The organism is Rhizobium terrae (genome assembly GCF_003425685.1).
Classification (GTDB): domain Bacteria; phylum Pseudomonadota; class Alphaproteobacteria; order Rhizobiales; family Rhizobiaceae; genus Neorhizobium; species Neorhizobium terrae.
This window is the reverse complement of the sequence record NZ_QJKM01000008.1, coordinates 49,615-74,317: the sequence shown is the minus strand read 5'-3', so window position 1 is coordinate 74,317 and position 24,703 is coordinate 49,615. Positions and strand designations below refer to the sequence as shown.

The 24,703-nt window shown below is 60.0% G+C and carries 19 protein-coding genes, 3 pseudogenes and 1 other annotated feature; of the genes and pseudogenes, 12 read left to right on the top strand and 10 right to left on the bottom strand.

Features of this window, described 5'->3' with window-relative positions; translation table 11 throughout:
* Positions 1–124: 124 nt before the first annotated feature.
* The 3 genes from DMO26_RS16115 to DMO26_RS16105 all read right to left on the bottom strand — a co-directional run bounded on the left by DMO26_RS16115 (position 125) and on the right by DMO26_RS16105 (position 4,081).
* Entirely contained in the window at positions 125–1,303 is a 1,179-nt protein-coding gene (locus DMO26_RS16115; protein ID WP_117193174.1) for an ABC transporter substrate-binding protein, read from the bottom strand.
* A 287-nt stretch (positions 1,304–1,590) separates the two neighbouring features.
* Positions 1,591–2,802: a LysR family transcriptional regulator gene (locus DMO26_RS16110; protein ID WP_117193410.1), complete on the bottom strand. Its 1,212-nt coding sequence runs from the start codon at positions 2,800–2,802 to the stop codon at positions 1,591–1,593.
* Positions 2,803–2,911: 109 nt separating this feature from the next.
* Entirely contained in the window at positions 2,912–4,081 is a 1,170-nt protein-coding gene (locus DMO26_RS16105) for an ABC transporter substrate-binding protein (protein WP_117193173.1), read from the bottom strand.
* Between the two features lie 501 nt (positions 4,082–4,582).
* On the opposite strand from DMO26_RS16105, the gene DMO26_RS16100 reads away from it, so the two are divergent.
* Together DMO26_RS16100 and DMO26_RS16095 are read left to right on the top strand one after the other, a co-directional pair.
* Entirely contained in the window at positions 4,583–4,822 is a 240-nt protein-coding gene (locus DMO26_RS16100; protein WP_117193172.1) for a type II toxin-antitoxin system VapB family antitoxin, read from the top strand.
* A 2-nt stretch (positions 4,823–4,824) separates the two neighbouring features.
* On the top strand, positions 4,825–5,220 hold the full coding sequence (locus tag DMO26_RS16095; RefSeq protein WP_117193171.1) for a type II toxin-antitoxin system VapC family toxin: 396 nt from the start codon (positions 4,825–4,827) through the stop codon (positions 5,218–5,220).
* 3 nt (positions 5,221–5,223) lie between these two features.
* Here DMO26_RS16095 and repC read toward each other — a convergent pair whose 3' ends face one another.
* The 3 genes from repC to repA form a co-directional block, all read right to left on the bottom strand.
* Complete coding sequence (gene repC, locus DMO26_RS16090) at positions 5,224–6,429, bottom strand: plasmid replication protein RepC (RefSeq protein WP_117193170.1); 1,206 nt, start codon at positions 6,427–6,429, stop codon at positions 5,224–5,226.
* Between the two features lie 295 nt (positions 6,430–6,724).
* Positions 6,725–7,816, bottom strand: a complete 1,092-nt coding sequence (repB, locus tag DMO26_RS16085) for a plasmid partitioning protein RepB (RefSeq protein ID WP_117193169.1) — start codon at positions 7,814–7,816, stop codon at positions 6,725–6,727.
* A gap of 54 nt (positions 7,817–7,870) precedes the next feature.
* Positions 7,871–9,136: a plasmid partitioning protein RepA gene (gene repA, locus DMO26_RS16080; protein WP_117193409.1), complete on the bottom strand. Its 1,266-nt coding sequence runs from the start codon at positions 9,134–9,136 to the stop codon at positions 7,871–7,873.
* A gap of 417 nt (positions 9,137–9,553) precedes the next feature.
* On the opposite strand from repA, the pseudogene DMO26_RS34155 reads away from it, so the two are divergent.
* The 6 genes and pseudogenes from DMO26_RS34155 to DMO26_RS16050 all read left to right on the top strand — a co-directional run.
* A pseudogene (locus DMO26_RS34155) lies at positions 9,554–10,583 on the top strand (type IV secretory system conjugative DNA transfer family protein); the annotation flags it as partial.
* 192 nt (positions 10,584–10,775) lie between these two features.
* Positions 10,776–11,705, top strand: a complete 930-nt coding sequence (locus tag DMO26_RS16070) for a HEPN domain-containing protein (protein WP_117193168.1) — start codon at positions 10,776–10,778, stop codon at positions 11,703–11,705.
* A 127-nt stretch (positions 11,706–11,832) separates the two neighbouring features.
* Complete coding sequence (locus DMO26_RS16065; protein ID WP_117193167.1) at positions 11,833–11,955, top strand: WGR domain-containing protein; 123 nt, start codon at positions 11,833–11,835, stop codon at positions 11,953–11,955.
* A gap of 160 nt (positions 11,956–12,115) precedes the next feature.
* A pseudogene (locus tag DMO26_RS16060) lies at positions 12,116–12,224 on the top strand (alanine racemase); the annotation flags it as partial.
* Between the two features lie 39 nt (positions 12,225–12,263).
* Entirely contained in the window at positions 12,264–13,841 is a 1,578-nt protein-coding gene (gene pdxR / locus DMO26_RS16055) for a MocR-like pyridoxine biosynthesis transcription factor PdxR (protein WP_226951312.1), read from the top strand.
* A gap of 103 nt (positions 13,842–13,944) precedes the next feature.
* Complete coding sequence (locus DMO26_RS16050; protein WP_117193166.1) at positions 13,945–15,327, top strand: aminotransferase family protein; 1,383 nt, start codon at positions 13,945–13,947, stop codon at positions 15,325–15,327.
* A 49-nt stretch (positions 15,328–15,376) separates the two neighbouring features.
* On the opposite strand, the gene DMO26_RS16045 is transcribed toward DMO26_RS16050, so the two are convergent.
* Both DMO26_RS16045 and DMO26_RS16040 read right to left on the bottom strand, forming a co-directional pair.
* Positions 15,377–16,150 carry an SDR family NAD(P)-dependent oxidoreductase gene (locus DMO26_RS16045; protein WP_117193165.1) on the bottom strand — a complete coding sequence of 258 codons (774 nt, stop codon included), beginning with the start codon at positions 16,148–16,150 and terminating at the stop codon, positions 15,377–15,379.
* A gap of 20 nt (positions 16,151–16,170) precedes the next feature.
* Complete coding sequence (locus DMO26_RS16040) at positions 16,171–16,914, bottom strand: sulfite exporter TauE/SafE family protein (RefSeq protein WP_162894932.1); 744 nt, start codon at positions 16,912–16,914, stop codon at positions 16,171–16,173.
* Between the two features lie 218 nt (positions 16,915–17,132).
* On the opposite strand from DMO26_RS16040, the gene tauA reads away from it, so the two are divergent.
* The 4 genes from tauA (at position 17,133) to DMO26_RS16015 (ending at position 22,709) form a co-directional block, all read left to right on the top strand.
* Positions 17,133–18,137, top strand: a complete 1,005-nt coding sequence (tauA, locus tag DMO26_RS16035) for a taurine ABC transporter substrate-binding protein (protein ID WP_117193163.1) — start codon at positions 17,133–17,135, stop codon at positions 18,135–18,137.
* Between the two features lie 63 nt (positions 18,138–18,200).
* Complete coding sequence (locus DMO26_RS16030; protein ID WP_117193407.1) at positions 18,201–18,992, top strand: taurine ABC transporter ATP-binding protein; 792 nt, start codon at positions 18,201–18,203, stop codon at positions 18,990–18,992.
* Entirely contained in the window at positions 18,989–19,843 is an 855-nt protein-coding gene (locus DMO26_RS16025; protein ID WP_117193162.1) for an ABC transporter permease subunit, read from the top strand. Before DMO26_RS16030 ends, DMO26_RS16025 begins: the two co-directional genes overlap by 4 nt.
* A gap of 1,504 nt (positions 19,844–21,347) precedes the next feature.
* Positions 21,348–22,709, top strand: a complete 1,362-nt coding sequence (locus DMO26_RS16015; protein ID WP_117193160.1) for an aminotransferase class I/II-fold pyridoxal phosphate-dependent enzyme — start codon at positions 21,348–21,350, stop codon at positions 22,707–22,709.
* On the opposite strand, the gene DMO26_RS16010 is transcribed toward DMO26_RS16015, so the two are convergent.
* Both DMO26_RS16010 and DMO26_RS16005 read right to left on the bottom strand, forming a co-directional pair.
* Entirely contained in the window at positions 22,664–23,740 is a 1,077-nt protein-coding gene (locus tag DMO26_RS16010) for a helix-turn-helix transcriptional regulator (RefSeq protein ID WP_117193159.1), read from the bottom strand. The genes DMO26_RS16015 and DMO26_RS16010 overlap by 46 nt on opposite strands.
* A 353-nt stretch (positions 23,741–24,093) precedes the next feature.
* Positions 24,094–24,618, bottom strand: a pseudogene (locus tag DMO26_RS16005) (transposase); the annotation flags it as partial.
* Positions 24,226–24,337, bottom strand: a sequence feature (AL1L pseudoknot). (Overlaps the previous pseudogene by 112 nt.)
* Positions 24,619–24,703: the final 85 nt, after the last annotated feature.

Genomic DNA, 24,703 nt, shown 5'->3' with positions numbered 1-24,703 from the left:
CAGCAACTCCCCTTCTCCCCAGCGGGGAGAAGGTGCCCGAAGGGCGGATGAGGGGGCGCCGGCTCTGCCGCCACTCACTTCGCAAGTGAGCGCGTATCGCGCCGCCGCCCCCAAAAACCGTTCCTTACTTCGCTTCGGCCTTTTCCGGATCCTTCAAATCCTTGAAGGTGGCGAACTCGACGTTGTGCAGTTCGCCGGCCACGTCCTTCACCTCGCGCATGTAGATGTTCTGGATGATGTCGCGGGTTTCCGGATCGATGGAAACCGGACCGCGCGGGCTTGTCCAGGCGAGACCCTTGACGGCTGCCATGAAGGCCGGGCCGGAAACGTCGCCCTTGGTCTTTTCCAGGGCGGCATAGATCAGCGCCATGCCGTCGTAACCGCCGACCGACATGAAGTTCGGGCGCATGTCGGCATTGGCCTTCTTGAAGGCGGCGACATAGGCCTTGTTTTCCGGGCTGTCATGGGCGGTCGCATAGAAATGGCCGGTGATCGTGCCGAGCGCCGGCTTGCCCATCGAGTTCAGGATGTCGTCGTCGGTCACGTCGCCGGTGGCGATCAGCTTGACACCGGCTTCGGCGAGACCGCGGTCGGCGAACTGCTTCATGAACAGAGCACCCGCGCCCGACGGCAAGAAAACGAAGACGGCGTCCGGCTTCGCATCGCGCACGCGCTGCAGGAAGGGAGCAAAGTCGGGGTTGGCGAGCGGAACGCGCACGGCCTCGACGATTTCCCCGCCCTTGGACTTGAATTCCTTGGTGAACCACTTTTCGGCGTCGATGCCCGGGCCGTAGTCGGAAACCAGCGTCACGACCTTTTTGATGCCGTTCTGGGAAGCCCAGGTGCCGACCGGCAGCGAATATTGCGGCAGGGTGCCGGAAGTGCGGGTGACGAATTCCGATGCCTTGGTGATCGAGGCCGTGCCGGCGGCCATGACGACGGTCGGGATCTTCGCCTGGGTCGCGACGGGCGCGACCGCCATGGCGAGCGGCGTCAGGCCGAAACCGGCCAGCACCTTGGCGCCGTCGTTGACGACCAGTTCCTGGGCGATGCGGCGGGTCTGGTCGGCCGTGCCGGCGTCGTCACGGATGATGAGCTCGATTTTCTTGCCGGCGACGGTATCGCCCTTCACCGCCATGAAGGTCTTGGCGCCGGCCGAGACCTGGCGTCCGGTCGAGGCGAACGGACCGGTCATCGGCAGGATGAGGCCGATCTTGATCGTTTCCTGCGCATGGGCCGGAACGGCGGCGATGCAGCCGAGCGCAACGCCCGCCGCGGCAATGAGTGTTCTTCTGTTGAGCATCTGTTTCCTCCTCAAGGATGCGGAACGTCCCACAACTGTCCCGCGATTGACGCATCGTTCAGGCAGCTTGTCCGAAGCCGCCTGAACGGCGGCCGGCAGCCACGACTGTATATACGACCGTTGGCGAAGCGGGATAGTTTGGTATCCCGCCATTCTCATATTTTCGTTAACCTCCGTGATCGCCTCTCGAGGCGTTCCCCGCCCTTCGCCGCAATCCCAAGGTTCTCCTATAGAACGGAGAGAGGCCAGGCGTTAATCAGTTCGGCTACCAGCCTCATAAGTTCTGGTTATAGTTCCTGTTCCGGGCGGACCGGCAGGAGGTCGAGGAAAGTCTGCTGGGCCGCCGTCGCCAGCCAGTCCTTCCGCAGCACCACGCCGATCGGACGCGAGGTGTGCGAGAGATCGAACGGCAGGGCGCGCATCAGCCCGCGGGCAATCTCGGCCTCCGCCTGCAGGCGCGACGTGCAGCCGAGATGATCGCTGCCGTCGAGCAGCTCGCGCATCAGGATCAGCGAACCGCTCTCGACGATGCTTTTCGGCGGCGCTGCGGCGACATTGAGGAAAACGCTGTCGAAATAGCGGCGGATCGGCGTGCCGGAGGGCGAGACCACCCAAGGATAAGCGGCAAGCTCCTCGACGGTGATCTCGCTTCTGCCTGCCAGAGGATGGCTGTTACCTGCCACGAGAACGATCGTGTCGTGGAAAAGTACCCTCTGCTCCACATCGCCGATCGGCGCCGGCACCCGCAGCGCCCCGAGCAGGAAGTCTATTTCCCCGCGCCGGAGCGCCGCCATCAGGTCCTGGTAAGGGCCTTCCTGGATCTGCAGCGGAAGGTTCGGGCGGACTTTCCGGAAATTCGCGATCGCCTTCGGAAGCACGAAGGACTTCGCGAGCGGTGTGGCACCGATGACGATCTGGCCGGTCTCGGCGGAGGTCAACTCCGCCATGTCCGCGTCCGCTTGCTGGAGTTCCAGGAAAGCGAGCTTTGCCGCCTGCGCCAGCGCCTGGGCCGGCCGCGTGGCGACGATGCCGTATGAGGTGCGCTCGAACAGCGGCCGGGCGGCCTCTTCCTCAAGCTGGCTCACCGCCCGGTAGACCGCCGGCTGGCTCAGACCCAGCCGCCGCGCCGCGAGCGTGAAATTCTCCGTCTCGCGCACCGCAATCAGCGCCTTCAGTTGCGCCGCCGTCGCCGTCACCTTCAGCCGCGGCGAAAGTTCCGACAATGCCGGATCGAGAAAACCGAAGGCGCGGCCGATGCGCCGCGCCAGCATCTCCCCAGCCTGGTTGGCGAAAATCCGCTGCGGCGTGCGGGAAAACAGCCGCAGGCCGACGGTCTTCTCGATCTTGGAAAGCGCCTGCGTGACGGCCGGCTGGGAGACGAAGCAGGTTTCTGCGGCGCGCGTGACCGAACCGGTATCGACGGCCGCAAGATACGCCCGCAGGTGCCGGAGGCTGTGGTGGAGGATGGTGGAGGCGGATGCGGGCCGCGAAGAAATCATGATGGCCATCTTAGCATGTCCCATGACGGAAACAGTTCGACACCGAACAAACCAAACAAAAACGGCGGGCCGAAGCCCGCCATCCGTATTGTCGGCAATCCCGCCCGGCTTACTTCGCGTTCGGGTCCTTGATCTTCGGGTAGGTCGCGAATTCGACGTTGTAGAGTTCGCCGTTCACGTCCTTGACTTCGCGCATGTAGATGTCCTGCACGATGTCGCGAGTGGCCGGGTCGATGGTGATCGGGCCGCGCGGGCTCGTCCAGGTGGCGCCCTTCATGGCTTCGATCAGCTTGGTCCCGTCGGTGTCGCCGTTGGTCTTTTTCAGGGCCGCATAGGCGAGCGCCATGGCATCATAACCGCCGACGGCCATGAAGTTCGGGCGCATGTTGTTGGTCGCCTTCCTCACCTGGGCGACGAAAGCCTTGTTTTCCGGGCTGTCGTGCAGGGCCGAGTAGAAATGGCCGGTGATGACACCCTTGGCAGCAGGGCCGATACCGTTCAGCAGGTCGTCGTCGGTGATGTCGCCCGTGCCGATCAGCTTGATGCCGGCTTCGGCAAGGCCGCGATCGATGAACTGCTTCATGAACAGCGAACCGACGCCCGAGGGAACGAAGGCGAAGACCGCATCCGGCTTCGCATCGCGCACGCGCTGCAGGAAGGGCGCGAAATCCGGGTTTGCCAGCGGAACGCGAACGGCCTCGACGATCGTGCCGCCTTCCTTCTTGAACTGGTTGGTGAAACCCTGCTCGATATCGATGCCCGGGCCGTAGTCGGAAACCAGGGTGACGACGCGCTTGAGATTGTTCTGCACCGCCCAGGTGGCGACCGGAACGGCCGACTGCGGGCCAGCCATCGAGGTCCGGGCGTAATATTGCGACTGCGGCATGATCGCCGAGGTCGTCGCCGAGGTTATGATCGCCGGAACCTTCGCCTGGTTGAGGACCGGCGCGACCGACATAGCGAGAGGCGTCAGGCCGAAGCCCATCAGCATCTTGACGCCGTCGTTGACGACGAGTTCCTGCGCGATGCGGCGCGTCTGGTCGGCGACGCCGGCGTCGTCGCGCAGCACCACTTCGATCTTCTTGCCGGCAACCGTGTCGCCGTTCAGCGCCATATAGGCCTTGATGCCGGCTTCGACCTGGCGGCCGGTCGAGGCGAACGGACCGGTCATCGGCAGGATGAGGCCGACCTTGACCGCCTCCTGGGCCGTTGCCGTCCCTGCCGCGAGCGCGCCGAGCGCGACGCCTGCCGCCGCCATCAATGTTCTTCTGCTAATCATTCTCTTTCCTCCTCAAAAGACGAACCGTTTTCGAAGCTCGGATGACAGGCCGCACCGTCCGGCACCCCTCGCCTGTCACAGCTTGTGGTCTATATCGGGGACATCGCAACCAACAGTCAACTGGACCGGATCGCCGCACATCCCGCTATCTTCCGTTTTTGTTGACCGGTCGGAACCGGCAGGCCGTTTCGCATCGATCCGAAGATTGGTCAGGCTTATTTTTCACGAACTTGTGTATACATCTTGCGCTACCGAATGTACGGACAGAGGGATGCAAAAAATTGCTCCATACGCGTACAAATTCGGCAAATATCAAAATGTCTTCACAGAAAGGAAATTACCAAACCCGGTCCCATAGTTCCGGCATGCCTGATCCTCCTCCTCACTCACAAGACAGGAATAAGTCTGTATACATAACCTGTCAATATTAGCCTTTGGGCGGGTCGGCTGGACATCCCGCATCTCCGCGGTATATCCTGATGGAGTTAAAGGATATACTCGATGGCACTTTACGTCAAAGATTCGGAAGTAGACGCGATGGCGAGCCGGCTCGCCGAGATCAGAAAAATCAGCAAGACGGAAGCATTGCGGCAGGCCTTGCGGCGTGAACTTGCGGAGCAGGAGAACGCGCCTTCCCGTATCGACGAAGCGCGCACTTTCATCCGTGCGTTGAATGCCGGTCGGGATAAATCGAAAACTCCGCCGCTCACGAAAGATTTCATCGACAGTCTTTACGAGTAGCGATGTTCATCGACGCATCCGCCCTGACCGCCATTCTGTCCGAGGAACCTGAAGCGGATGAACTCCTGCAGCGCCTCACCAAGGCCGTCGATCTGCTGACATCGCCGCTGGCGATATGGGAAACGACGGTCGCTCTCGCCCGCATCCTCGACATAACGCCTTCGGAAGCTGTCGGAGCAATCCGGCATTTCACCGCGCTTCTGAATATTCGGGAGATTGCCGTCACGCCCGCAGAAACAGCTTTCGCGATCGAAGCCTTCGAGCGCTACGGCAAAGGGCGTCATCCGGCTGGCCTCAATTTCGGTGATTGCTTCGCCTATGCCTGTGCCAAACAGCGCGCCACACCCCTCCTCTATAAAGGCGACGATTTCAGCCAGACGGATATTGCTGCGGGCTGATCCTCACGTCCTCAACGCATTCAGCATGGGATGGATCGAAAACCGGCCCTTTTCCGCCTTCCGCGTCAGGTCGCGCAGGTAACCGCCCGGTGAGCGGATATCCTCCGCCCGCTCCAGTATCGCCGAAACGACGACCGCTGCGGAAATATCGCCCATCGCGGTCCTCGCAGCCGTCCAGGCGCTGGGACTTATGCCGAGCATGGAGCGGACGAGATCCGCCGCGGTCACCACATCGCGCCAGTTCTTCACGCCGTCGCGGGCATAATCGGCGATCTGAGGGCAGGTTTTCAGAAATTCCTTCAGCCCGATCCCGACCGATTTGCGTTCCGGCGCCATTTGGGCAGTGGCTGCCGTCGCAGTCTTTTGTTCTTGGCCATTTATTTCAAATGGTGGGTCTGTGTTTGAATTCTGAATATGACGCTCAAAAACGGACTCATTGGCGCTCATTTCTTCTTCGGTGAGATTGTCGAGATAGGCCTTCTCCACTTCCGCCCGCAGACGGACGAGCCCTTCGCAGCGATCCTTGAGGGCGGCAAGCTCGCCCTGGCGCGAGACGCGTCCGGAAAGCCCCTGCAGGCGCTCGATAAATACCTGCCAGTCGCCTGCCCGCCTTTCCGTCAGGGCCGCCTCGATGGTCTTGGCGACGTCGCGCAGGTGCAGCGTGATCTCCGCCCTCACCCTTGCCACGCGCTTCGCCTCCTCGCGGATGGCTTCGGCGCGCGAAAAGATCTCCTCGGCGCGCAGCGCAAGCGGCGCAAGGTCGAACCCGAAGGCGCTTTCCACCTGGCCGCGATCGTCGCGGCGGCAGAAGCGCTTGCCGTTGGCACTGTCGCGGCGGAAGATCAGCCCCGCCTCCACCAGAGCCGCCAGGTGCCTCCGCAGCGTCGCCGGCGACATGCCGCGCGAGCGGATCGACAATTCCGCATTCGACGGGAAGACGATGATCGGTGCCTTGCCGTCGAGTTCCCGGTCCTGATGAAAGCTCGTCAGCGCCTCGAGCACGCTGATCGAGCGATCGGAAAGACCATAGGCCTCGCGCGCTTCGGTCAGCGCCCGGATGATCTGCCATTTCTCGGCCCTGCCGGTCTGATTGCCGCCCTCGCCGGCGCGCAGACGTTCCTGCCGGCGCTCCACTTCGGCTCTGAAGACAAAATTTTGCGCGCGCAAAGGCGCGCCGCCAAAAGGCGTCGTTGCCAGTCTTTCCACCATGTCCGTCTCCGTTCGGAGGCAAGCGCCCGTGGAAACGCTATCGTCATGCCATAAACCATCGTCGCGAAACCGCCGGAGGCGGCCGCGTGGCCTATGTCAGCCAAAATCTCCTACGCTCGGACACGGCATTCCTACCGCCGACTCTTGACTTTGGGCATTGGAAGTGATTCTCTAAAACTGCTTAGATTGAAGAGGGCTTCCAGGACGGTGACGTTTTGGGGGCCTTTTTTCTTGCTCTCGTAGCTTCCTTTCGTAAAGTCTCGGCGCCCTTGCGGGCTTCATTCGCGGCGTTTCGTCAGCTCTTGCCGGCTGTTCGATTCGCCAGGAACTCTTCGTAACGCTCGGCGAGATACGCCGCCGCCTCGTCTATGAAGGCTGCGTCGATATCCGCCGAAAACTCGATCCGGCTGGTTTTCCCATCGCGCCTGAGACGGGCAAAAACCCTGCCGCTCCTGTCCTTCAATTCCTCCGGCTTCGGTGCCTCCGGCTTGTCCCGCCGCGACAGGCGGTCGAAGAGGAACTGAAAACGCTGGTCGCTGCCGGCGGCCTGGAACCGTTGATAGTGCATCTCGTCGTTGGCGATGTCCTGGGCAGATTTCCGCTGCAGCATCTCGCCGAGCTTCATCCAGCGGTCGCGGCCGGCCTTCGGCGCCGGACCGATCATCCGGATGACGGTCTCTGGAATGCTGTCCACCACCTGCATCAGGCGGGAAAGCTCGCTCTTCTGCACGGCAAGCGCATCGCCGATCACCTTGCGGTCGAAGCCGCGAGCCGCAAGATTCCTGGCGAACAACCCGCGCTCGATGAACGAGAGATTGCGCCGCTCGGCATTTTCCTTGCCCTGCGCCAGCACCAGCTCGTCATCGGAGAGCGGCCGGACGATCGCCTTGACCTCGATGCCGAGCCGGGACGCGGCCCGCACGCGACGGTGGCCATAGGCGGTCTGGTAACGGCCGATCTTTTCCGGATGCGGGCGAAGCAGGACCGGCACCTGCTGGCCGCTCTCACTGATGCTGTCCACCAGCGCGGCGAAATCCTCGTCCTCGCGGCCGTCGAGCCGCAGGCGATCCTCGACGAAGGATGAGTCGATCTTTTCCGGAGCGATGGAGACGACACGTTCGCCCTCGCTCAAGGCCTTGTGGAGCGCACGTGCCTCCTCCACCTCTCGCGTCATGGCGCCAAGCGAAAGTCCCATGGCCTTGACGGCGCTGGAGGCACTGCGGGGCGGCAGGCCGCCCGTCGTCCCCACAGCCCCCTCCCCTGCCGGCACCGGGCCGGTCTGCGCATCAGGTGCAGACTTGGTTTCCGGCGCACGGGCGGCCTCGGCCGGAGCAAGCCCTCCTCCGAACAGCGCCTTCAACTCGTTCTTGCGGTTACCCGCCATCATCAAAACCTTTCTTCGATCGTCCCGCCGCTCACCGGCGAACACGTCGTCATTCTATCATCGGCCCCAGGCAGCGTGGATGAGCGCCTCGATCTCGCCGTTAACGGCGCTCATTGCCTCCACAGCGCGGTCATAGGTGGTGCGGGTGAAATTCTCGCGGCCGACCTCGTAAAGCGTCTGTTTTGTAAGGCCTGCATCGGAAACCGCCGTGGATTTCAGCATCGGCGACGTCAGCACCCGCTCGCCGAACAGCGAGCGCATGAAACCGACGATCTGCGCCTGCGGCCCGTCATTCGGCTCGAACCGGGTGACGAGATAACGCAGGAAATCGAAGTTCAGCGTGCCGCCCGCCTCCCGCACCACGGCGAGCAGATCGGCGGTCATGAACAGGAACTGGTTCATCGACGCGACATCGAGCATCTGCGGATGCACGGTGACGATGACCGACGTGGAGGCGCAGAGCGCCGAGAGCGTCAGGTAACCGAGCTGCGGCGGGCAGTCGATGACGACCACGTCGTAATCCGCCTCGACCGTCTGCAGGGCGGCCTGGATGCGGGCGAAGAACAACGGGCCGGCATCCTGGCCGTTCTGCCGGCGGGCCAGCGCCTGCGGCGTCATATGTTCGAATTCCTGCAGCTCTATATTGCCGGGAACGAGATCGACGCCGGCGAAATAGGTGCCGCGGATGATGTCCGACAGCGGCTGCACCTGGTCGTCGTAGCGGATCGCGCCGTAAAGCGTGTCGTTGCCGGTGAGATCCAGTTCCGGCTGATACCCGAAGAGCGCCGAAAGCGAGGCCTGCGGATCGAGATCGACGGCCAGCACCCGGTGGCCGGTGAGCGCCAGATATTGGGCAAGATGCACCGCGGACGTCGTCTTGCCGGAACCGCCCTTGAAATTGGTGACGGAAATCACTTGTAGATGTTCGCCGCGGGCCGTATCACGATGCGGCAGGTAGCTGCGCGCCTTGGCCTGGTTTCCCTTGGCAAGCGCCTGTTCCGCGAGATGGCGGCGCAGCGCGTTGATGTCGGCCAGCGAATAGAAGCGCCGGCCGCCGATGCCGGTCTCCGGCTGAGGCCCCTCGCCCGCAAGCGAAAGCTGGCGCAGATAACCGTCGGAGACGCCGATCAGCTTGGCCGCCTCGCCGGAGGAAAACGCCCTGAGCGATTTCATCGAAGCCGGCGGGAAAAGCCGCTCCCGCATCGCCTTCAGCTGCTCGGAAAGCGCCCGCGCATCGCGGGCTATGGCTTCGTCGGCAAGCACCCGCTGTTCGCCAGCGGCCTCCCCGCTCCGGGCACCCGATTTCTTCGCCGATGCGGCCATACGTTCATTCTCCTTCATGTCCGCCATGCCTTGCTCCTCTATTGATCAGGGGGCAAAGTAGACCCCTGATGTGAAGCCGGCTTGACCGGACACCCGATTCTCTCACCGATTTTATACGCCGGAGGCTCAGACTAACAGAGCTGGCCACCAGTTACGCCGAAACGGAGGATATCCGCCTCAATCCGTTACGGAGGCTGAACGCCTCTCCGAGTCGCGTCAAGAACTTTTTGGTTAATGAAAGACTAGCGCGTCGCTCCCTTTTCTCTTTCCTGTGAATCCAGCACGAGCCAGAACGATCACGGCGTGGATGATGGGCTTTGCATCCAGACCCAGTACGTTATGCACCAAGCATCTTCAGCAAGCGTCGAAGGACCATTCCGGTTGAAGAAGAAGAAGCCAAAGATCGTTGGCCTCCGATCCTTCAATCGGCTCGACCTGCTCGATCTTACCAGTGTCGATATCGCCGAGGACGCGCACGCTCGCCGATGCGCTTGTCTTTGACGAACCGGGCATGGCCGGCGAAGCGCAGTGGAACGACGAAGCCAAAGCCATGATTGGCGGCTTGATCCTGAGGATTATTGACTAGGGGGGAATTGGGCCGCCGGCATCTTGGCACCCTGCGGGAATATCCGACGCTGCCACCGGATGCTTTTGCCGCGCTGTTGACGACGATGCAGAAGAGTGCCGAGGCCGGGGGGGCTGATCGCCCGCGTTGCCAACCGTCATCTCGGCAAGACCGATCGCGAGGCGGCAGGCGTCCTGTCGGAGCACAGCGCCATACCCACTTCCTTAACAGTCCACGGATGATGCGGTTCTCGGCCAATCGGATTTCCCGTTCTGCGATCTCAAGAGCCGCAATGCCACCGGCTTCCGTTCTGCCGCCGGACCGTCTTTCCATCTACTCCCGATGGCTGTGCCTTCTTATCACCCAGAGCTCGACCGACATGGCCAGAGCGTCGGCGGCATCGGTCACTGAGGCAAAGCCGGTTGTTTACCTGGTCGATGAGTTTGCCGCCCTCGGGTATCTCGCCCCGGCGGAACGCGCCATGGGTGTTATGGCCGGATATGGCGTGCAACTTTGGCCGATCCTGCAGGACATCCATCAGCTGCGTGCCACCTATGGCCGGCGCTCCGGCACGTTTCTGTCAAACGCCGGCGTGTTGCAGGTGTTTGGTATCAACGATCACGACACCGCTCGCCTCATCTCCGATTTGCTCGGACAGGAGAGCGTGGTGTTCCAGACGATGGTCCGCGCACTCGACTCCGAGCAATCCGGTCTGTCCTCCAGCCGGCACATACCGGCCGGCCTTTGTTGACGCGGGACGAAGTTCGCGACATGGCAGAGCAAAGACAATTGTTGTTTCTGGCGGCGCTCCGTCCAGTCGTTGCGGCCAAGCTGCGTTATTATGCCGATGGGGAGTTCAAAGGGCGGTATGATGCGATCTGAACCGCCGGCCTTTCGACTGATCTGGCGCAACGGGCCGCGCAGCACCTACGCGGCCGCCGGATCTTCAACCAGCTGGCGGGCTTGGTCTTCCGGTTGTATATCCTAGACGAACCAAACCGAGGATGATGATTGACGGGCATGTCAGGCACTGGTTTGCAAGCAGTGCTTTTTTAGAAGGATACGGCACGACGAATGGACACGAGCGGTGGCGTGACTGACAATGAAGCCTTGAACCATCTTCCCGACCGCAAGCGTCGGGAGCTTTCGCGCGCCTTGAAGATCATTTTTGAGGAGTTCGATGCCGCGCAGCAGTCAAAGCTTTCGGAAAAACAGAAGGCGGGGCGGATCCTCAAGGTCATCCTGTTCGGTTCGTATAGCCGCGGCGGCTGGGTGGACGATCATAAGAGCGGTTATCGCTCCGATTACGATATCCTTGTCGTCGTCAACATGCACAGTGTCGGGGAAGAAAACGAGCTCTGGCACGACGTCTCCGATCATTTTCTGCGCGAACTACTGGTAACAAAGACGATTGAGACGCCGATCAATATCATCGTTCACACGCTGCAGGACGTGAACGACCAATTGGCCCGCGGACGGCCTTTCTTCATCGATATCATCCGTGATGGCATCATCCTCTATGAGAAGGAAGGCCATCCGTTTGTGGCGCCGAAGCCGCTCAGTGAGGAAGAGGCTCGGGAGGAGGCTGAAGGTTATTTCCATAAGCGGTCTAAAGCCGCCGATTTCTCCCTCCATCTTGGCAAGTACTCCTTGGCAAATGGAGAAATCAATCACGCAGCATTCAATCTACACCAAGCTACGGAGCAGCTCTACCACTGCGTCCTTCTCGTCCTCACCCTCTACAGCCCGAAATCGCACCGCTTGAAATCACTGCGCTCATCTGCGGAAAGACTTGAGCCACGGCTGATCGAGGCATGGCCGCGGGATACCAAGTTCGCCCGGCGATGCTTCGAACGGCTCGATCGGGCTTATGTCGATGCCCGCTACTCTCCGCATTACGAGATCACCGAGGAAGAGCTGCGCTGGCTGATAGAACGCATTCAGGTGCTTCAGGGTCTCGTCGAGCAGATCTGCAGGGAAAAGCTGGAAAGACAGGCATCGTAGCATTCCCAGTGTTGGTTGCGTGGGAACCCTTGTGCCTCGTGGCAAAACATCACCAAGATGGATCGGTAGGACCGACCGATTCAAACCGCCGCTGGACGTTCCAGTTCCGTTCGACGATCTTCTCCGCATGCTCACCCAGCCCTACCAGCCCTATGTCAAACGAACCGATCCCGCGAAAAACATGGCGCGGTTTTATACCGTAGCAATCTCGGAAACGCTGTTCGGCGAAGCCTGCCTGATCAGGCGATGAGGACGAATAGGCGCCTCCGGCCAATACATGGTCCGTGCGTTTTCTAAAGAAGAAGATACCGTTGGTTGTTCCTTGAGGTCGTCAAAGAAAGCGTGCGCGCGGTATCGTCCGAAGCTTGGCGCCTCGATCCTGACTTGTTGCCGTGGCTGAGCTAGGCGGCGCTGCCATGGTGGTGAAGGCCGACGCATACGGCTTGGGAGCGGAACGCGTTGCAAGGGCCGTCTATCAGCAAGGCTGCCCGAAATTTCTTCGGCGCACACTTCGTGGAATGACTGAGCAAATTACCCAAGATCTGGCCTGAGTCTTGCATGTCCCTCTTTATGAAACCTCTGGGCACGAACAATTCGCAGACGGTCACGGACGTGACATGGCGCCGTCTTTTCGGCGCTTTGACCAAGGACGGACAGGCACTTAACCTGCAGATCCGACGGATGATTGTCCATGCGATCGAAACGGGGGTCCTCAGCAAGAATACGCGTCTGCCATCCACACGCCAGCTTGCCAGTCTTCTCGGGATTGCGCGCAATACCGTCACGACTGCCTATCAATCGCTCATCGACGAGGACTTTCTGGTCTCTCGGGAGCGCAGCGGCATCTTTGTTGCGGCCGGCGGCATCGGTCAGGCCAAGGCACGGCATCAGGCCGATGCGGTGGACGACTGGTCGTCGCGCTTCGCGATCAAGCCATCGAGTCTTCGGCAAATTTGCAAGCCACGCAACTGGCTCGACTACGCCTATCCTTTCCTGTTTGGCCAATACGATCCCGCCCTATTCCCGACCAATAATTGGCGCGAGGCGGTGCGCGCAGCTTCCAGCGTGAAGGAAATACAGGGCTGGGCCGGCGACATGATCGACGATGACGACCCCGACCTTGTGGAGCAGTTGCAAGCGCAGGTGCTGCCGCGGCGCGGCATCTTCGCCGGCAAAGGCGAGATCATCGTCACGATCGGCTCGCAGCAGGCTCTGTCGATGCTTGTCCAACTGCTCGTTGGCCCGACCACGGCAGTCGGCATAGAGGATCCGGGCTATCCCGACGTCCGCAACATGGTGAGCCTCGCTACGAAGAACATCGTCGGCCTGACGCTCGATCGCCATGGCGTGTTGCCGGACGACGATTTCGCCAGCCGCGACGTCACCTTTCTCACTGTCAGCCACCAATGCCCCACAACGGCCGTTATGCCGCTTGATCGACGCCAACAATTGCTACAGATTGCCAGCCGCGAGAACGTCCTGATCGTCGAGGATGACTATGAGGCGGATCTGTCCATTGAGAGCGATGGAGACATCCCGTCCCTCAAGAGCCTCGATGCGGAAGGACGGGTCATCTATGTCGGCAGCTTCTCCAAGGTGCTGGCTCCAGGGCTGCGTGTCGGCTACATCGTCGCTCCGCCGCCGGTGATCAGCGAACTCAGGGTATTGCGCCGTCTGATGTTGCGTCATCCTCCAACCAATAATCAGCGCGCACTCGCCAATTTCATCGCACTCGGCCACTATCGACAACATCTTGGCCGCACCGGCGCTGTGATGCTTGAGAGGGCAAACCTGATTGCCGATCGGCTTCCCGATCTGGTGCCGTCATGCACAATCATCCGGGGGCAAGGTGCGACAAGCTTCTGGATCGAGGGGCCGCCCGACTTCGACGGCCGACAGTTGATGAACTTGGCGCGCCAATCCGGGGTGTTGGTCGAGGCGGGCGACATCTTCTTTGCCAATCCTCTCGCAGGGCGTCGATATCTTCGGCTCGGTTTCGGCTCGATTGCGACCCATCGGATTGAGGCAGGGCTCTTCAGGCTGGCACAACTGATCGAGAAGTCTGTCGAGAGATCCGGCACAGGATTGCGCGACCACGGCAGACAGCCGGGCTGTTACCCGACCATTTTGGTCTGATCCGGGGTCCAGATCAGACATTCCATGGAGCCAGAGACGCTTTGGCCGAGCGCATGCACTGCGACCTATGCTAGGTGATGCCATCCTTTTATCGGAGGCAATCATGAATTCCCTCGTTCAACCCAACGACATCCGTGACGTCATCGAAGCCGATCGCGCGCATGTCTGGCACCATCTGACACAGCACAAGACGTTCGAAACCGTCGATCCTCGCATCTTCGTCGAGGGACGCGGCATGCGGGTCTGGGATGCCACCGGCAAGGAGTATCTCGATGCGGTATCGGGCGGCGTCTGGACGGTGAATGTGGGCTTCGGCCGTGAGAGTATCGCCAACGCCGTGCGCGACCAGCTGGTCAAGCTCAACTACTTTGCTAATTCTGCCGGCTCCATTCCCGGCGCGCTCTTTGCGCGCAAACTCATTGACAAGATGCCCGGCATGAGCCGCGTCTACTATTCGAGTTCCGGATCGGAAGCGAACGAGAAGGTCTTCAAGATGGTGCGGCAGATCGCACACCGTCATCATAGTGGCCGGAAATACAAGATCCTCTATAGGGAACGCGACTATCACGGCACGACGATCGGAACGCTTGCTGCAGCAGGGCAGCCGGAACGGCGCGAACAGTATGGACCTATGCCGCCCGGCTTCGTCGAAGTACCGCACTGCCTCGAATATCGCGGCCAGTACGGCGATATTGCGAATTACGGCGAACGGGCGGCACAGGCGATCGAGGAGGTCGTACTTCGCGAGGGACCGGAAACGATTGGCGCGCTGTGTCTCGAGCCAATCACGGCTGGTGGTGGCGTCATCGTTCCCCCACCCGGCTATTGGGAAAAGGTGCAGGACATCTGCCGGCGCTACGATATCCTACTTCACATCGACGAGGTCGTCTGCGGCGTCGGCCGCACCGGCAAGTGGTTCGGTTACCAGAATTTCGGGATCGAGCCGGATTTCGTGACCATGGCCAAAGGCGTGGCATCCGGCTACGCGGCCATCTCTTGCACCGTCACCAACGAAAAAGTCTTCGGCCTCTTTAAGGACGATCCCTCCGATCCACTGTCCTTTTTTCGCGACATCTCGACCTTTGGGGGTTGTGTCGCTGGCCCGGCTGCCGCGCTGGAAAACATGCGTATCATCGAGGACGAGAATCTTCTCGAAAATACCACGCTAATGGGTGAGCGCCTGCGCGCCAACCTGTGGGAGCTGCAGACGCGCCATGAGGTCATAGGGGACGTTCGAGGCGCAGGCCTGTTCTGTGGTGCCGAGCTCGTGAGTAACAGGCAAACAAAAGAACCGGTGGAGGAAAAGCAGGTGCAAGCCGTCGTCGCAGCCTGCCTGGCGAATGGTGTCATCATCGGAGCCACAAACCGGTCGCTGCCGGGATTGAACAACACACTGTGCTTCAGCCCAGCCCTGATCGCCTCGGCGAGCGATATCGACGAGATTACTGGTGCGGTCGATACGGCGCTGACCAAAGTTTTCGGCTGATCGACACAACAACAAAGAGATGAGGGCCACGCCGATCATGCCGTGGCCTTCATCGTTCCGGTTGGGCGGTCGTTTCGCGATGGATCTGGAATGGCGCCCAGGATTGGCTGACCGGCATGATCTCGATGCTGTTGATGTTGACATGCGCCGGCAGTGAAGCCACCCAGTAGACCGTCTCGGCGATGTCTTTTGGCTGGAGCGGACTGGCGCCCTGGTAAAGCTTGTCGTATGCCGCCTTGTCGCCCCCGGTGCGCACCAGTGTGAATTCGCTTTCGGATAGTCCAGGTTCGATCGACGTCACGCGAACGCCGCGGCTGGAAAGATCGCTGCGTAGGCCAAGGGAAAACTGCCGGACGAACGCCTTGGTGCCCCCATAGACATTGCCGCCGGGATAAGGCCAGTTCGACGCGATGGAGGCCAGGTTCACGACGAGGCCACGCCGTTCGATCAGACCGTCGAGCATCAACCGCGTGATAGTGACCAGGCCGTTGATATTGGTGTCGATCATCGTTCGCCACTCGGCGAGGTCACAGGTATCCGCGGAACCGGTGCCGAGCGCCAGGCCGGCATTGTTGACAAGCGCGTCCACGCCCTGGAACACGGGGGGCAGAGATGCAAGCGCCTGCCGCGTCGCCTCTTCGTCACGAATGTCAAAACACAACCCATGCGCCTGTGTTGCGCCGCCCAGTTCCGCCACAAGTTCATCAAGCCGGTCCTTACGCCGCCCCGTCACGATGACGCCCCATCCCTCAGCGACAAAGCGTCGGGCAATGGATTGTCCGAATCCGGACGTGGCACCGGTCACCAGCGCTATTTTGGGCATTTTAGATTCCTTTCCAACGATCAGGTTGAGATGAGAGCGAAAACCGCTTGCGCTAGACCGGTCAGGGCGATTGCGACCAGACCGCCGGAGGCTACCCAATACCACATATTCGGCCCAAGCCACCGGGACAGCAGATAGCCCGCGCCAAAGCCCCCCAGCGTCACAGGAAGATAGGCAACGATAAGCCCGGGCAACTGTGGATCAACCCCGCCGATGAGCAAGCGGCTTGCAAGGCTGACTAAATCGATTACGCCGAAGAATAGGGCCAGGCTGCCGCGGACGTGGGAGCGCTGCGTGCCACCGGCGAGAAGCCAGGCAGCGGCAAGCGGACCGCCGACCGCAAAGGCCGACAGCAGTAGGCCGACTGCGAAACCGAATGCAAGTCCAAAGGCCCGGCCTGCCAGCCATCTCGGAGGATTGCGAATTAGCGCGACGCTGGCAGCCAGCACTACGAAAGTTGCGACAAATATACGAGCGGTGGATGCATCCAGGTACGCGGCAAGCCACCCGCCAGACAAAGCTCCGCAAAAGCCCGACACCAGCAGGACGCGGGTGGCGTTCCAATCGACGCTTCCACCCTTGCGATCGCCGAGGGTACACGCTGTCAGCACGAGATCGTTGAACAGGATGAACGGCACGCTGACGGCGGGCGCCATCAATGCGTTCGTCAGTCCTAGGGCGGCAACCATCGCATAACCAAAGCCAGTGATGCCGCGAAACGCGCCCGCCACTAATGTTATGGCTGCAATCGCCAATATGTCCATCAAGCCCCCAGCATCAGCTCGCGCCTGATCTGCTTCTAGAATCTGCGTTCTGCCTAAAGGCAGAGCCAGACCGGCACATCTGGGGGGCCAGTTAAGATTCTTCGCACCGTCACTGGTCCAGATGGCGGGAGAGATGGCTGCAACTGGCTCTTTCCGCACGATGCTTGCTTCCGTCTTAATGGATCCGTCTTTCCGATCCTCTCAAGGAGTGAGCTTCCATGAACCGCCTCAGCAAAGCCTTTGCATCCCTTGCCGTGACGTGCAGCGCCGTTTTAGGAATTTCGTTCGGAGCGGCGGCTCAGGACAAGAGCGTCACCTTTGCCTACCAGGACATGATGACGCCCATCCGGGTCTTGATGGAATCCGGCAAGCTGGAGTCCGAAACCGGCTATAAGATCAAGTGGGTCAAGTTCGGCGGCGGCGGCGACGTCATCCGCGCCATGTCCTCCGGCGACGTCGATATTGGGGAAGCGGGCTCCTCGCCCGTCGCTGCTGCCGCCTCCCAAGGTCTGCCTATCAAGCTCTTCTGGATCCTCGACGACATCGCCAACGCCGAACAGCTCGTCGCGCGCAATGGCAGCGGCATCAAGACGATTTCCGACCTGAAGGGCAAGACGGTCGCCGTTCCATTCGTCTCCACGGCGCACTACCAGCTGATGTACGCGCTGACCGAAGCCGGCCTGTCAAGCAAGGATGTCAAGTTGCTCAACATGCGTCCGCCTGAAATCGCCGCAGCATGGGAACGCGGCGACGTGGACGCCACCTTCATCTGGGCGCCGGTTCTCGATGTCGCCAAGAAAAGCGGCACCGTCATCGCCAGCGCCGGGGATTTCGCCGCCAAGGGCAAGGCGACGTTCGACGGCATCGTCGTCACCGACAATTTTGCCGGCGCCAACAAAAAGTTCATGACGACCTTCGTGAAGCTGCTTGCGGCGACCGATGCCGACTATGCTGCGAACAAGGCTTCGTGGACGGCGGATTCCAAGCCGGTCGCAGCCGTCGTCAAATGGACGGGAGCGAACGCAGCGGACGTTCCCGCAGGCATGGCCGCCTACAAGTTCCCGACGCTCGACGAACAGGCTTCGGCCGACTGGTTGGGCGGCGGCGCAGCCAAGGCGCTACGATCGACGGCCGAGTTCCTGAAAGATCAGGGCCGTGTGACCGAGCTTGCCCCGGATTATGCCGCCTTTGTCACGGACGAATACGTTAAGGCTGCCAAATAAACCAATCCCATGGGCGAACCGCAGCGGCGGTTCGCCCATCTTCTGTTCAGAGCGGTGAAAGAGATGCTCGAGATTCGCAATGTTAGCGTCCATTACGGTGAAGGCGAAAGCGGCATAGTCGCGCTCTCCCGCATCAATCTGGATATCCAGTCAGGCGAGTTCGTCGTGGCGCTCGGCGCCTCTGGATGCGGAAAGACCACGCTTCTGTCCTGCATCGCGGGCTTCCAGCCGGTGACGGAAGGCACGATCGAGATCGACGGCAAGCCTGTTACCAGGCCGGGAGCAGATCGCGGCGTGGTCTTCCAGCGCCACGCCTTGATGCCGTGGCTTTCGGTCGTGGACAACGTAGCCTTCGGTCTGCGCATGCAGGGCATGGGGAAAGCTGAAAGACTGGAGCGCGCACGCCACATGCTGAGCCTCGTCAGCCTCGACGGATTTGGCGAGAAGAAGATCTACGAACTTTCTGGCGGCATGCAGCAGCGCGTCGGCATCGCCCGAGCGCTTGCCGCAGATCCCGAAATGCTGCTCATGGACGAGCCTCTCGGGGCGCTCGACGCCTTTACCCGCGAGCAGGTCCAGGAATTGATCCTTAAGGTCTGGGCCCAGACCAATAAGATGGCTTTCTTCATCACCCATGATGTCGAGGAGGCGATCTTTCTTGCGACTAAATTGATCATTATGACGCCGCGTCCTGGGCGCATCGCGCGCGCGATAGCGCTGGATTTCGGCCGGCGGTTCCTGGAAGGCGGTGATGCACGCGCGGTCAAATCATCGCCGGACTTCATCGCCATCCGGGAAGAGGTCTTGGCCGCAATCCACAAAGGCGAGAAGATGAAGGAAGGGTTGGTGGCATGACCGAGGGAGCGTCGAACACTGCGGCCGAGTTACCCGTTGCGCGGCCGTCACGGGCCAAGCCTGCTCCCAGCCGCACCGCCCTGACCGCAGTTCAAATGGGCCTGATCAGCATGCTGGCCGTGTTGCTGGTTATCTCGGTGTGGATCGCCGTGACTCATCTCGGCCTGGTCAAGCCGCTGTTCCTTCCCAAAATTGAAACGGTCTTGAATGCCTTCATTTCGGCGATCGAGGGCAATATCGACGGCGCACCGCTCACCGAACATGTTCTGATGAGCCTGTTCCGCGTGATTTCTGCTTTCCTGTTAGCGGCCTTAATCGGCGTTCCCGTCGGTCTTTCCATGGGTCTCAGCCCTGCCATCCGGGCGATGCTCGACCCGTTCATCGAGTTTTACCGGCCGCTGCCGCCGCTCGCTTACCTGCCGCTCGTCATCATCTGGTTCGGCATCGGGGAAACATCGAAAGTTCTGTTGATCTTCCTCGCCTGCTTCGCGCCCGTGGCTCTTGCCGCACGGGCCGGCGTTTTGTCCGCTTCCTCCGACCAGATCAACGCGGCGCGCGCTCTTGGTGCCAGCCGTTGGCAGCTGCTTTGCTTCGTCGTTTTCCCGGCGGCTCTCCCCGATATTCTCGTCGGCTTACGGATTGGTATGGGGGTCGGCTGGACGACGCTGGTAGCCGCCGAAATGGTCGCAGCCTCGACAGGCGTCGGCCAGATGGTGCTGAACGCTTCGAACTTCCTGCGCACCGATATCGTCATGATGGGCATCTTCGTCATAGGCCTCTTCGCGATCATCTTCGAATTCGCGATGCGCTGGCTGGAAAAGAAGCTCGTGCCCTGGCGCGGCAAGGCGTGACGCTATCTGTTGATGACCGCTCAGTGTTCAAGCCACATGTCGCAGAAGGCGTGGGGGCATTGATTCCTGGTTTTCTTGTGCTCGCCTTCGGGCTTGCCCTTTATGGCTCTCACTTCCCTATCCTAGGGAGACATGTCGGCTCCGTTTCGGCCTGCCGTTGGTGCGATCGTTTTTGCTGTCGCTGCCAGCACTAGCTGTCGTTCTCTGGACACTGAAGCAAGGAGTTCCGGTAGATCCGATTGGCGGAGGATTGGCTATCGGGGGTTTCAGAGGAACGATTGTTGGCGGCCTATGCATTCGTCTGCAAGAATGATGGAGCGACCTTCGTCCTTACTTGGTATGCTTGGCATAGCAATAGTTATGGTTTGGGCGCCACCTGTTGATTATGGATGGCCCGCCCTTCCGAGGAGATCGAGTATGATGATCCGAGACTGAAGGAGAGGAGCCAACCCGTAATCAACAGCAAGAAACTCCCCGAACCTTATCCGAAGATCAACGTCGTGGAACACGGTCACGCCCCCGATCCTTACGCTGGCAGCTTGAAGGTCGGCCGTAACATTTTGCTCGGCAAGCACCTGATTGTACGATCCGTCTGGATCGGTAGTCGGCGCGATCATGCCCTCGGGTGCTTCGACCACATCGAGGGCGGCGCGCGTCATCGAGTTCGATCAGAACAACCGTAGGCGAAGCGTCCTTGAGGGTTGCGAGAGTGGCGTAGAACTCAGCCGAGGCGCACGGATCGAGGTTCCCCAGTCGGTCATCGAGCAAGAGCCCCAGCGGATCGAGAGCAAGCGCGCAGGCAACCGCGAGACGTTGGCGGCCACCACCAGACAGCTCGGCAGGTGACACAATCAACACGTTTCCGGCGACGCTCGCCGATCAGACCCGAGCCGCCACCTCGGAGCAAGGCACGCGGCAGTAACGCGGCCAAGCTCCACAAACCGAACGAAGCGGAGGCGATGGGCGGAAAGACGGTCGGTGGCCCAGGCCTTGCAGTGGACGCAGTTCCGGGCGTTGATGACGAAGGTGCCGCACCGTCCTTCTTCGAGGCCCTTGTCAAGAAGCGGCAGAAGGTGTCGGTTCGTCATTGAGCGGACAATTCCTGGGTCTGCTCTACTTGGATGGCGAGGTCATGGGTTGCGATACGCCGGCGTCATCGCGCTGACCTGTCAAGGGTGGAGCGCAGAATCTGAGGCTCCTTTCCTTGAAGCCGGTTCCCATCGCAAAGTTTCGTCGCCAACGAGCGCTCAAAGACGAAAGTCACCTCTGTTGGTCTTCATCTTGCACTTGAGGCTGCCGAGAAGCAGCTGCTCGCGCCCAAATCCGTCACGCGCAAAAAGCAAGGCGAATGACATCGTTGCGAATGGGAGCATACACCATCCGGGTGATTTTTCTTCTGAACGCTCATGTCTAGGCTTGTCGGCGTTTGGGATTAGGGATGGGAATTAGCCCCCAATCCTAGGCCACCACATACTTTGGGCGCAGTTATTTTTTCGGGAAATAAATGGATAGCGGGACGAACTCTGGAAGCATTGATGTACTTGAAGGGGTAATCACCGATTATTTTGACAAGGGAAAGTCTGATCTTATCGGCCGCTGGACTGGCTTCGAAGAATATCTTAACGCGCGATTAGATGCGGGCCTCGACCCCTACAGCAAGTATACCGCATCGAAAATTGGCCCTGAAATCATAGCCTACGACCGCGGCCGCACGCAGTTCACAGGCGTCAATTTCGCCTCTCAGGATTACCTCAATCTCTCCACCCATCCCGCGGTTATTCAGGCCGCTACTAAGGCTGCGAATACCTACGGCGTGCACAGTGCAGGATCGGCAGCGCTGATGGGATTGACCGAACTCACGATGGAGCTTGAGCGAACGGTGGCTAAATTCTTCCACGTTGCCGATGCTACAGTGTTTCCGACCGGCTGGGGAGCGGGCTTTGGGTTGATCAAGACGCTGGTGAAGCCTTGGGACCACGTAATCATCGACGTGCTGGCCCATGCTTGCTTACAAGAAGGTGCGGATAGCGCAACGGCAAACGTTCATAGATTTCCCCACTGCTCGAATGAGGCCGTCGAAAGGCGGCTCTCGCGGATCCGCCAAGGAGACCGAAACGCCGGCATTCTCGTTGTAACTGAGACGGTTTTCTCGATGGATAGTGACGTGCCACAGCTTCGGGATCTCCAACAGATGTGCAGGAAGTTCGACGCGACGTTGATGGTGGACGTAGCGCATGATGCTGGTGCAATCGGTCCGCGAGGCAGAGGTTATCTGGAGACCCAGGGCGTCTTGGGAGAAATCGACATCGTGATGGGAAGTTTCTCGAAGACGTTCGCTTCGAACGGCGGCTTCGTAGCAACCAATCGCCCGGAGTTGAAGCCGGCTTTGCGCTATGCATGTGGCCCCCTTACCTTCACCAACTCTATGTCTCCCGTTCAGGCAGCAACCGTTCTCGAATGTTTCCGGATCGTCGACAGCGCCGAAGGTCAGCAACGTCGCACGCGGCTGATGTCCAACATAACCTACATGAGAGAGCAAATGGCAGAAGCCGGGTTTGCCTTGTTGGGGCAAAACAGCGCGATCATCCCCGTGATCGTCGGTACGAATGGGACATCGCGCATGATGACGTCATATGCGCTGCGCCACGGCGCAATCGTCAACCTCGTTGAGTACCCCGCGGTATCGAAAAACGGCTGCCGCTGGCGCGTGCAGGTAATGCATGATCATACTACGGATCAGATCGACCGCTTCGTTGAAACGGCGAAATCTGCTCGGCGGGTGGTTGCTGCGGCTCATAACCTGATTCCACCAAGCGAGCTTCACGAAGATGCCTTCGAGCCAAAACGGCGAACCAGCTCTAGCTGACCAGAAATTCCTAATTTTCGAAAGACAACCTTCAACTGGGTTCGGACGGTCTCCTTGGAAACCTGTCGTGAATCGGCGATCTCAGAAAGAGACATGCCGTCGATGACTGCGGTTGCGACCTCCGCTTCTGCCGCAGAAAGGCCAAAAGCGCCTTCGGCGAGATCTGCCATCACAGGCTTTACAACCAGTGCCACTGAAGGGCCGTGAAGGAATTCGAAGATGTCCGAGGAATTCAACCATAGAGCAGTAATACGGAACGCACGGCCGTTTTTCTCAAATAGAACATCGTAGCTGGCCTGCGTCGTTGGCGCTCGATTATGCTCCAACATGTGCTGCAGCGACTCATCAAAGACACAAATCTTCCCGGTAGCTGATACCCGGATGCCGCAGCTTTGGTTCAGAAGTAACGACGCGGTCTCGTTCATCGTGATCACCTTCGCATTTCCGCCGCAAACCAATAGGCCCACGCCCGCAATATCAAGGAGACGATTTCTGGCTTGGCTCTGAAGTCCGTCCCGATACTGCTTCTGTTGATAGTCGAAAGCGCGCCGCAGATGCGGAGCGAGCGTCGTCATGAGTGCCGCGTACTCCTTTGATCTATGAAGATCTCTTTCCGACATCAGAGATGTGAGAATAAAGGATCGCCCCTTCTCTCGGGCTATGGTTACGCCTGCTCCTCCGGCTAATCCCGAAGCCTTTAAGTAGTCGTTGTAAAACTCCGTCTTTTGAAGTTCGCGCGGATGGTACATGTCATCAGAGGTTATGCCGACGCCGACGCGACGGATTGCGGCCTTCGGCATCCAAGGGTTTATTGAGGCGAAATATTGAGCATAGGCAGTTATCTCATGCAAATCATAACCTGATGATATCGGGAATGCACCAGCCCGAGTGGACGCATCATGTAATAGTAGAGAGGTCTTTCCGAACGACATCGACGCGTTAAGTCGATCAAGAAACGGTTGCCATCCCCTATCCGAAAAGACGGTCCCATAAATAAGGTCAATCAATTCGTCTTGGAGTGCCGATTTCATCACGTATTACCTGTTGCAACGCCGACGTCTCCCACCATCAAGAACCGCCCCGGGTTTGCCGGAGGCCATTTCGTTTAAGTTATGCGGCCATGGCTGGTGCGTCCAGCATGGCGTAGTATCGTTCTTCGGCCTCGGCTGGCGGAATGTTCCGAAGGGCTCCAGAAGGCGGCGGGTGTTGAACCCTTCGATATTGAACAATGCCGACTCCTGTCGTCCGGGCGAGGAGCTGGATCGACTTGCCGGAAGCAGGTGACGCAGCCCATTCGCGCCGTTCTAGGGCAGCGCTTCGGTCCCGTCCGGAAAGACGGAGGCTATTTCTTATCGCGAAAAGATTGGCGGCATCGATCGGCGAGCCGCAATTGCCGGCCAGATTTTCTGTCCGCAAACACCCGGCGTATCTCGATCTTCAGGCCGATATCGCTGCGGGCGCGGACTGACAGGCGATCCACGTCCAGGCGTTTGGCGACGTTCTCCTAGTAGGTTGACGGGGCGATCGGCAGCAGTCTGCAGATCGGCTCGACCCCGAACACGGTGTTCGTCGATGAACGAAATCATCGCTTGAAGGGGCGGTCGAGCTCCGCCATGGCGAAATAGGCCGAAGCTTTGCGCAGAATCTCGTTGGCCTGACGAAGCTCGCGGTTCTCCGGCTCAAGAGCCTTCATCTTCTCGGCGACATCGCTCGGCAGGCCTGCGCGTTTACCATTGTCGACCTCGGTCTTCTTGACCCATTCGTGCAGGGTGGCTGGCGAGCAGCCAATCTTGGCAGCGATAGATGAAACGGCAGCCCAGCGTGATGGATGCTCGGCTTCGTGGTCCAGCACCATACGAATGGCACGGTTGCGGACTTCAGGTGAAAATTTGTTTGTCGTCTTGCTCATGATGGCTCCACTTTCTCAGAAGTTGGAGCCTCCGGCAAACCCGGCGCGGTTCAATCTCTGAAGATTTCATAGGTGCAACTCCGCT

What these genes read in the sequence shown, in the direction of transcription:
- tauA (WP_117193163.1), top strand. Translation starts at nt 17,133, where the DNA reads ATGAACCGCCTCAGCAAAGCCTTTGCATCCCTTGCCGTGACGTGCAGC.
- DMO26_RS16100 (WP_117193172.1), top strand. Translation starts at nt 4,583, where the DNA reads ATGGCACTTTACGTCAAAGATTCGGAAGTAGACGCGATGGCGAGCCGG.
- DMO26_RS16065 (WP_117193167.1), top strand. Translation starts at nt 11,833, where the DNA reads ATGCTCACCCAGCCCTACCAGCCCTATGTCAAACGAACCGATCCCGCG.
- DMO26_RS16110 (WP_117193410.1), bottom strand. Translation starts at nt 2,802, where the DNA reads ATGATTTCTTCGCGGCCCGCATCCGCCTCCACCATCCTCCACCACAGC.
- DMO26_RS16095 (WP_117193171.1), top strand. Translation starts at nt 4,825, where the DNA reads ATGTTCATCGACGCATCCGCCCTGACCGCCATTCTGTCCGAGGAACCT.
- DMO26_RS16105 (WP_117193173.1), bottom strand. Translation starts at nt 4,081, where the DNA reads ATGATTAGCAGAAGAACATTGATGGCGGCGGCAGGCGTCGCGCTCGGC.
- DMO26_RS16070 (WP_117193168.1), top strand. Translation starts at nt 10,776, where the DNA reads ATGGACACGAGCGGTGGCGTGACTGACAATGAAGCCTTGAACCATCTT.
- repB (WP_117193169.1), bottom strand. Translation starts at nt 7,816, where the DNA reads ATGATGGCGGGTAACCGCAAGAACGAGTTGAAGGCGCTGTTCGGAGGA.
- repA (WP_117193409.1), bottom strand. Translation starts at nt 9,136, where the DNA reads ATGGCCGCATCGGCGAAGAAATCGGGTGCCCGGAGCGGGGAGGCCGCT.
- pdxR (WP_226951312.1), top strand. Translation starts at nt 12,264, where the DNA reads ATGTCCCTCTTTATGAAACCTCTGGGCACGAACAATTCGCAGACGGTC.
- DMO26_RS16050 (WP_117193166.1), top strand. Translation starts at nt 13,945, where the DNA reads ATGAATTCCCTCGTTCAACCCAACGACATCCGTGACGTCATCGAAGCC.
- DMO26_RS16045 (WP_117193165.1), bottom strand. Translation starts at nt 16,150, where the DNA reads ATGCCCAAAATAGCGCTGGTGACCGGTGCCACGTCCGGATTCGGACAA.
- repC (WP_117193170.1), bottom strand. Translation starts at nt 6,429, where the DNA reads ATGGTGGAAAGACTGGCAACGACGCCTTTTGGCGGCGCGCCTTTGCGC.
- DMO26_RS16115 (WP_117193174.1), bottom strand. Translation starts at nt 1,303, where the DNA reads ATGCTCAACAGAAGAACACTCATTGCCGCGGCGGGCGTTGCGCTCGGC.
- DMO26_RS16025 (WP_117193162.1), top strand. Translation starts at nt 18,989, where the DNA reads ATGACCGAGGGAGCGTCGAACACTGCGGCCGAGTTACCCGTTGCGCGG.
- DMO26_RS16015 (WP_117193160.1), top strand. Translation starts at nt 21,348, where the DNA reads ATGGATAGCGGGACGAACTCTGGAAGCATTGATGTACTTGAAGGGGTA.
- DMO26_RS16030 (WP_117193407.1), top strand. Translation starts at nt 18,201, where the DNA reads ATGCTCGAGATTCGCAATGTTAGCGTCCATTACGGTGAAGGCGAAAGC.
- DMO26_RS16040 (WP_162894932.1), bottom strand. Translation starts at nt 16,914, where the DNA reads ATGGACATATTGGCGATTGCAGCCATAACATTAGTGGCGGGCGCGTTT.
- DMO26_RS16010 (WP_117193159.1), bottom strand. Translation starts at nt 23,740, where the DNA reads ATGAAATCGGCACTCCAAGACGAATTGATTGACCTTATTTATGGGACC.